A 6,908-nucleotide genomic window follows, 5' to 3' on the forward strand; every position below is an offset into this window, starting at 1 on the left:
GGAGCTCAGGTGGCCGGGCGGCCTCGGTGCACCCGCCTCGCAAGGACGCGTCGCGGGAGTCTGTGACACAGCAGCCGGGCGGTATCCCGACTCACCAACTGTCGGTGAGCAGGTCTCGCCGTCTGCGGCGACCTGTGGAAACTGCGGTGCGGCGTGGGCCTTGGCAGGGGTGACGGGCTGACCGCCGAGAGCTTCGGGGTGCGCCGCCCCGCAGGAGATCGCGTGCTTCGCGGCTGTGCTAGGCCTAGAGCGTAATCAACTCTTCCGACCTGCGGCAACAGGGTCCCGCTCGGCGTGTCCAAGTCTACCCCGGGCAACCCGGGCGCCGCTGTCGTCTATCGGTAACTGCCAGATCTGCCAGTCTGTTCCCGCCGCGTAGCCTGCCGGCGGGTCGGTGAGCGCCAGCACGGTCGGCCCGGCCCCACTGACCACGGCCGCCACACCAACCTCTCGCAACGCGTTGACCAGGGCCGATGTGGCCGGCATCCCGGGTGCGCGGTAGTCCTGGTGGAGCCGGTCGACGGTGGCGGGAAGCAGCAGCGTCGGGTCGGTGGTGAGCGCGTGCACGAGCAGCGCCGCCCGTCCGGCGGTCAACGCCGCGTCGGCGTGCGGCACCGTGGCCGGCAACGCGGCCCGCGCGGTAGCGGTCAGGCCACGCTCGGCCGGCACGAAAACCGTCGGTCGCACGTCGGCCGCGACCGGCAGGGACACCGCGCGGGCGCCGGCCGGCTCGGACCAGGCCAGCGTGAAGCCGCCGAGCAGGCAGGGGGCGACATTGTCCGGGTGGCCCTCGATCTCGGCGGTCAGCCGGAGCACGCCCGCGGTGTCCAGCCGCTGGTCGCCGTCGACGACAAGCGCGCGGGCCAGCAGCACACCGGCGACGATCGCAGCGGACGAGGAACCCAGACCGCGCGCCTGCGGGATCCGGTTGACGCACTCCACGCTCAGACCCGTGGGCTGCGCCCCGAGCACGTCGAAGGCGGCCCGCATGGCGCGTACCACCAGGTGCCTGTGGTCGTCGGGCAGCTCGTCGGCGCCCTGCCCGGTCACCGTCACCCGGACCCCGGCCGGCGCCACCTCGGCCGCCAGGTCGTCGTACAGCCCGAGGGCGAGGCCCAGCGCGTCGTAGCCCGGGCCCAGGTTGGCGCTGGTCGCGGGAACCCGGACCCGGACCGGCCCGGCGGTGAAGTTCGTCGGCACGCGCCCATGCTAGGGGTCGGCACCGACCATCCGGTCCGGTGCCCGCAGCATGGGACCCGCTCGGTTCAGCCGGCCGGGTCCGGGACCGGCTCGGTACTGGGGTCGGTGAGCGACAGCTTGCGGGTGGCGATCCGCCAGCCCACCGCGTAGACGAGGGTGACCAGGCCGCACCCGGCCAGCACCACGCGCTCGTCCACCACGTCAACGATCAGGGCCACCGCCAGCTGGCTCACCGAGATGGCAAGCGTCGCGAGCATCATGTCGGTGGCGAAGACGCGACCGCGCAACCGGTCCGGCACCTCGCCCTGGAGGGCGAAGTTCGACATCACCCAGTTGCTGCCGCCCGCGAAGTGCGCCACGAAGACCAGCAGCAGCACCAACGGAAACCACCGGACCACCGACGCGCCCAGGTAGGACACGCCGTAGAGCGACATGGACAGCGCGAGCCCGGGCAGCAGCCAGGACCTGTTGGTCAGCACCCGACGCATCAGGATGGGCCCGACCAGCGCCCCCGCGCCGCGTACCGCGAAGAGCAGGCCGGCGCCCAGCGAGCCGACCCCGTACACGCCGGCGAGCAGCGGGAACACGGTCAGCACCCCGTTGCCCAGCCCGACCGCCGACTTCACGGTGACCAGCGCCAGCACACGCGGCCGGTGGCCGATGTAGCCCAGCGCCTCGCGGACCGCCGCCCAGGTCCGCTGGGCCGGGCGGTCGCTGTCGCGTGGCGCCTGCAACGGCCGGCGGATCCGCGTGGCCAGGCCCGCGGCGAGCGCCAGGCCCACCGCCGCCACCCAGAAGCAGGAGTACGGGCCGGTGGCCGAGCTGAGCACGCCGCCGAGCGAGGCGCCCACCACCGTCATGGTGCCCCAGGCCGAGCCGGCCACGGCGTTGCCGGCGGCGAGCTCGTGCGGCTCCAGGACGTTGGGCAGGGCGGCCTGGGCGGCCGGCGAGTAGAACGCCTTGGCGACCGCGACGACGCCGATCGCCACGAGCGCCAGCCAGGCAGTGCCCCGGCTGCGCACGCCGAGAAGCAGCAGCACGCCCGCCAGGGCGGCCACGTTCGCGCCGATCATGATCTTCCGGCGGTCGAACCGGTCGGCGATCGTGCCGGTGTACGGCAGCAGCAGCGCCACGATGCCGGTGTCCACGGCGAGCACCAGCGCGCCCCACACGCCGCTGCCGGTCAGCTGCGGCAGCAGCACCAGCAGCGGCACCATGACGAACCAGTCGGCGCCGAAGACCACCAGCTCGGCGAGGAAGAGATTACGAAAGCTCCGATTGCCGGTAAGGACCGAGAGGGTGGACGCCACGGAGCGGCACCCTACCCGGTCGACGTGGGGGCCACACCCGCTCCCAGCAGCGCCGAGACGGTGACGAAGGTGTAGCCACGCGCACGCAGGCCGGTGATCATGTCGGGGAGGCCGCGGAGCGCGACCAGTCGCCGCGGGTCGCCGACGTCGTGCCCGAGCACGATCGTCCCCGGCCGGACACCGGCCACGATCCGCCGGGCGTGACCGGCCGGGTCGCCCGGGTACTCACGCTCCACCATCTGCAACGACCAGAGCACGAGCCGGTAGTTCAGCCGCGCCGCCGCGTGCAGCATCGCACCGCCCAGGTGGCCGTACGGCGGGCGGACCAGCCGGGGCGGACTCCCGGTCACGTCGGCGATCGCGTCGTGGCTGCGGCGCAGATCGTCGTACACCGCCGCGGTGTCCATCTGGGCCAGGTCCCGGTGCCGCCAGCTGTGGTTGCCCACCTCATGCTCGGCGAGCAGGCCGCGTACGACGTCCCCGTGCCGCCGGACCTGCGCGCCGACCAGGAAGAACGTCGCCGGCACCCGGTGCTCGGCGAGGGTGTCCAGCACCATCGGCGTCCACTGTGGCGCCGGTCCGTCGTCGAAGGTGAGCGCGACCAGCCGCCGCGTCGTCGACACCGACCAGACGACCGGCAGGGCACCGGAGCCGACGTTCTGCTGGTCGTTGCCGATCGTGGCGCTGGCCGGACCGCCGGCCAGCGGCAGCCGGCGGTGGGTCAACCACGCGTTCAGGGCTCCCGCGCCGGCGACCGCCCCGGTCGCCACCAGGGCACTTCGGCGCAGCAGATCGCGCCGGGACCACCCTTGCGCGCTCTCGGTCATCCGCCCGCCCTGCTCGCCGACACCCCCATCACCTACTAGGAGTATGCAATGCGTGACGCAAAGTGCAGGTTCCGTCGTCCCATCGGAGTGTCCGGATGGACAACGGGAACGCCCCCGGCGGGTCGAGCCTGCCGGGGGCGTTCCGTTCGGTGTCGTCCGACTACTCGGTCGGCTCCGACGGGGGCAGCGGCGAGGTGCGGCTCCGGGGCAGTCGCAGCACCTCGAACTGGTCCGTGCCGTCCACCAGCGCGCCCGACGGGGCCGGGCGCGTCGCCGCCGGCTGCGAACCCTCGGCCGACACCGAGCGAGGCGTACCGGCCGACGTGGACGCACCGGTCGGCACCGCCACCTGGTTCGGGCCGTCCGGCTCGGCGGGCGCCGGAGCGGTCGGCTCGGTCGCCGCCGACCCGCCGTTACGCCGACGCCGCCGACGCTCGCGCAGCGACTCCTTGGTGTGCTCCACCATCGTGTACAGCGTCGGCACCAGGATCAGCGTGAGCAGCGTCGAGCTGAGCAGACCACCGATCACCACGACCGCCAGCGGCTGCGAGATGAACCCGCCCTCGCCGGTCAACCCGAACGCCATCGGCAGCAACGCGAAGATCGTCGCCACGGCGGTCATCAGGATCGGACGCAGTCGGCGCCGGCCACCCTCGACCACCGCCTCCCGAACACCCATGCCCTGGGCGCGGTACTGGTTGATCAGGTCGAGCAGCACGATGGCGTTTGTCACCACGATGCCCACCAGCATCAGCACACCGATCAACGCCGGTACGCCCAGCGGCGTACCGGTGATCAGCAGCAGGCCGATCGCGCCGGTCGCCGCGAACGGGATGGAGATCAGCAGGATCAACGCCTGGGTGAGGCTACGGAATGTGGCCACCATGATCAGGAACACGATCGCGATCGCGGCCAGCACCGCCAGCGCCAGGTCACCGAAGGCGTCCGCCTGGTCGGCGCTGACCCCACCGATGGTGAAGGTCGCCCCCGGTACGTCGATGCCGTCCAGCCGCTTCTGCAACTCCTGACTGGTCGCGCCCAGGTTCGAGCCGGTCGCCGTGCCCGTCACCGAGACGCTGCGCTCACCGTCGATCCGGCTGACCTGCTGCGGCCCCTCGGCCTGGGTGATGTCCGCGATGTCGTCCAGCTTGACCGGACCCACTGGAAGGGCGCGCAGCTCCTCCAGCGACACCGGCGGCTTCGCGCTCAACCGCAGAACCACGTCCTGCTGGCGGCCGTCGAGCGCCACCTGGCCCAGCGGCGCGCCACGGAACGCCTGCGACACGAGCTGACCCACGGCGGCCTCGGTGAGCCCGACCCGTCCGGCGGCGACCCGGTCGACGGCGACGTCGACCCGCGGCACCCGCTCGGCCAGGCTGGTCGTCACGTCCTCGACGTCCGGCACCCCGGCCATGGCCGACCGGGCTGCCTCGGCGGCGCGGGTCAGCACCTCCGGGTCGCTGCCCTGGACGACCACCTCCAGCTGGCTGGTCGAGGCGTCCTGCCCGCCACCGAAGGTGATCTCACCGAGGCCGGCGCCGAGCTTGTCGAACTCGCCGCGCAGCTTCTCGCGCATCTGCTTGGCGTCCGTGTCCCCGTCCAGCGCCAGCGACCAGCTCGCGACGTTGTTGCCGCCGCCGCCCGCCCACGGGGTGTCCCCACCGCCCGCGGTGACCTGGTACGTCTCGACCCCGTCGATACGCCCGAGCACCGCCTCGACCTTCGTGGCCGCCTCGTCGGTGGCCGCGAGGCCGGTACCCGCCGGCAGCTCCTGGCGGAAGCTGAGCGTGTCCTGGCCGGAGTCGTCCAGGAAGTTGGTCTCCAGCTTCTGCGCCAGCCCGAAGGTGCCGAAGAGCACCAGCAGGCCGAGCCCGACGGTGATCCAGCGGGTCGACCGCTTGCGGGTGGCGAACCCGATCACCGGCAGGTACGCCCGCTGCAGCGGGTTGCGCAGCTCCTTCTCCTCCGCGTCGCGCCGCACCGCCTCGTCGTCGACGGTGCCGCCGCGCGGCTTGAGGAACCAGTACGCGAGCACCGGGATCACGGTCAGCGACACCAGAAGGGACGCGAGCAGGGCCACCGTCACGGTGATCGCGAACGGCGCGAAGAGCTGCCCGACGAACCCACCGACCAGTGCGATCGGCGCGAAGACCGCCACCGTCGTGAGGGTGGACGCGGTCACCGCGCCAGCCACCTCACGGACACCTGTGATGATCGCGTACTGCTTCTCCTCGCCGTACTCCAGATGCCGTTTGATGTTCTCCAGCACCACGATCGAGTCGTCCACCACCCGACCCACCGCGATGGTCAACGCGCCGAGGGTGAGCAGGTTGAGCGAGTAGTCGCCGATCCACAGGGCGATGAGCGCCACCAGCACGGAGAGCGGGATCGAGACGGCGGTCACCACTGTCGACCGCACCGACAGCAGGAAGACCAGGATGACGATGACCGCCATCAGCAGGCCCAGCAGACCCTCGGTGGTCAACGACTCGATCGACTTCTCGACGAACGGCGCCTGGTCGAAGACCACTGTCAGCTCCGCGCCGGAGGCGTTCTTCAGGTCGGCCAGCCGGTCCCGGATCTCGTGCGAGATCTCCACCGCGTTGCCGTCCGGGGCGGCGGTGACGGCGATGCCGAGGCTGTCCTTGCCGTTGGTGCGGGTGATCGCGGTGGCCTGCGCGAGCTTCTGCTCGACGGTCGCCACGTCACCGAGGCGGACCGGGGTCGCGCCCGGCGTGATCACGATGCCGCGCAGGTCGTCCAGGGTGGCGACGGGCGTACCGACCTGGACCGGCAGGGCGAGGCCGCTGCCGTCGGTCACCGCACCGGCCGGTACCGACACGCCGTTGGTCTTCAGCGCGGCGCCGATCGCGGTGGGCTGCACCTTCGCCGCGGCCAGCTTGGCCAGGTCGGGGGTGACCACCACGACGTCGTCGCGGGCTCCCGTCACCTCGACGACGCGAACCCCGTCGATGGCCTCCAGCTCCGGCACCACAGTCGCGCGCAGCTTCTCGGCGAGCGCCCGCTCGTCACCGGTGCCGGCCGCGGCCAGCACCACCGCCGGCAGGTCGTCGGTGCTCCCCGCGATGACCTGCGGGTCGACGTTCTCCGGCAGCTGGGAGTCGATCCGGCTCAGCGCGGTCTGCATCTTGTTGACCACGTCGTCCAGGTCGGTGCCGAACTCGTACTGCACCTGGACCGTCGTCGATCCCTCGCGGGAGGTGGAGGTGACCTTGTCCAGCCCGGGGATGCCCTGCAGGGCGTTCTCGATCGGCTCGGTCACCTGCGACTCGACGATCTCGGGTCCGGCGCCGGGGTAGGCGGCCACGATGAACGCGGCCGGGAACTCGAGCGACGGCAGCAGTTGCTGCTTCAGCGACGGCACGGCGAACGCTCCGAACGCCGTAATCACCACCGCGATGAGGGCCACGAGCCCTCGGTTGGCGAGGCTGAATCTGGCGAGCAGCGACATCGGCCTGGCTCACTCCTGAACGAGAATGCGGGCGGGGATACCCGAAAGTGTGCCGGACTCGCCTACCTCGACCCCCGCCGCCCCCACACCGTCCCGAAG

At 72.1% G+C, this 6,908-nt stretch carries 4 protein-coding genes; all 4 read right to left on the reverse strand.

From position 1 onward, the window contains the following. Positions 1-255 precede the first annotated feature (255 nt). The 4 genes from thrB to FHG89_RS03485 all read right to left on the reverse strand — a co-directional run bounded on the left by thrB (position 256) and on the right by FHG89_RS03485 (position 6,809). On the reverse strand, positions 256-1,200 hold the full coding sequence (gene thrB / locus FHG89_RS03470; RefSeq protein WP_139582715.1) for a homoserine kinase: 945 nt from the start codon (positions 1,198-1,200) through the stop codon (positions 256-258). 65 nt (positions 1,201-1,265) lie between these two features. Beyond that, positions 1,266-2,510: an MFS transporter gene (locus tag FHG89_RS03475; protein WP_139582716.1), complete on the reverse strand. Its 1,245-nt coding sequence runs from the start codon at positions 2,508-2,510 to the stop codon at positions 1,266-1,268. Between the two features lie 11 nt (positions 2,511-2,521). Continuing rightward, positions 2,522-3,337 (reverse strand): polysaccharide deacetylase family protein, encoded by an 816-nt coding sequence (locus FHG89_RS03480; RefSeq protein WP_139582717.1) that lies wholly within the window; start codon positions 3,335-3,337, stop codon positions 2,522-2,524. Between the two features lie 160 nt (positions 3,338-3,497). Next, positions 3,498-6,809 (reverse strand): efflux RND transporter permease subunit, encoded by a 3,312-nt coding sequence (locus FHG89_RS03485; RefSeq protein ID WP_139582719.1) that lies wholly within the window; start codon positions 6,807-6,809, stop codon positions 3,498-3,500. Positions 6,810-6,908: the final 99 nt, after the last annotated feature.

The sequence above is a fragment of the Micromonospora orduensis genome (genome assembly GCF_006228125.1).
Classification (GTDB): domain Bacteria; phylum Actinomycetota; class Actinomycetes; order Mycobacteriales; family Micromonosporaceae; genus Micromonospora; species Micromonospora orduensis.

Bases quoted from the DNA above. Each gene is read 5' to 3' on its own strand.
- FHG89_RS03480 (WP_139582717.1), bottom strand. From the start codon at position 3,337: ATGACCGAGAGCGCGCAAGGGTGGTCCCGGCGCGATCTGCTGCGCCGA.
- FHG89_RS03485 (WP_139582719.1), bottom strand. From the start codon at position 6,809: ATGTCGCTGCTCGCCAGATTCAGCCTCGCCAACCGAGGGCTCGTGGCC.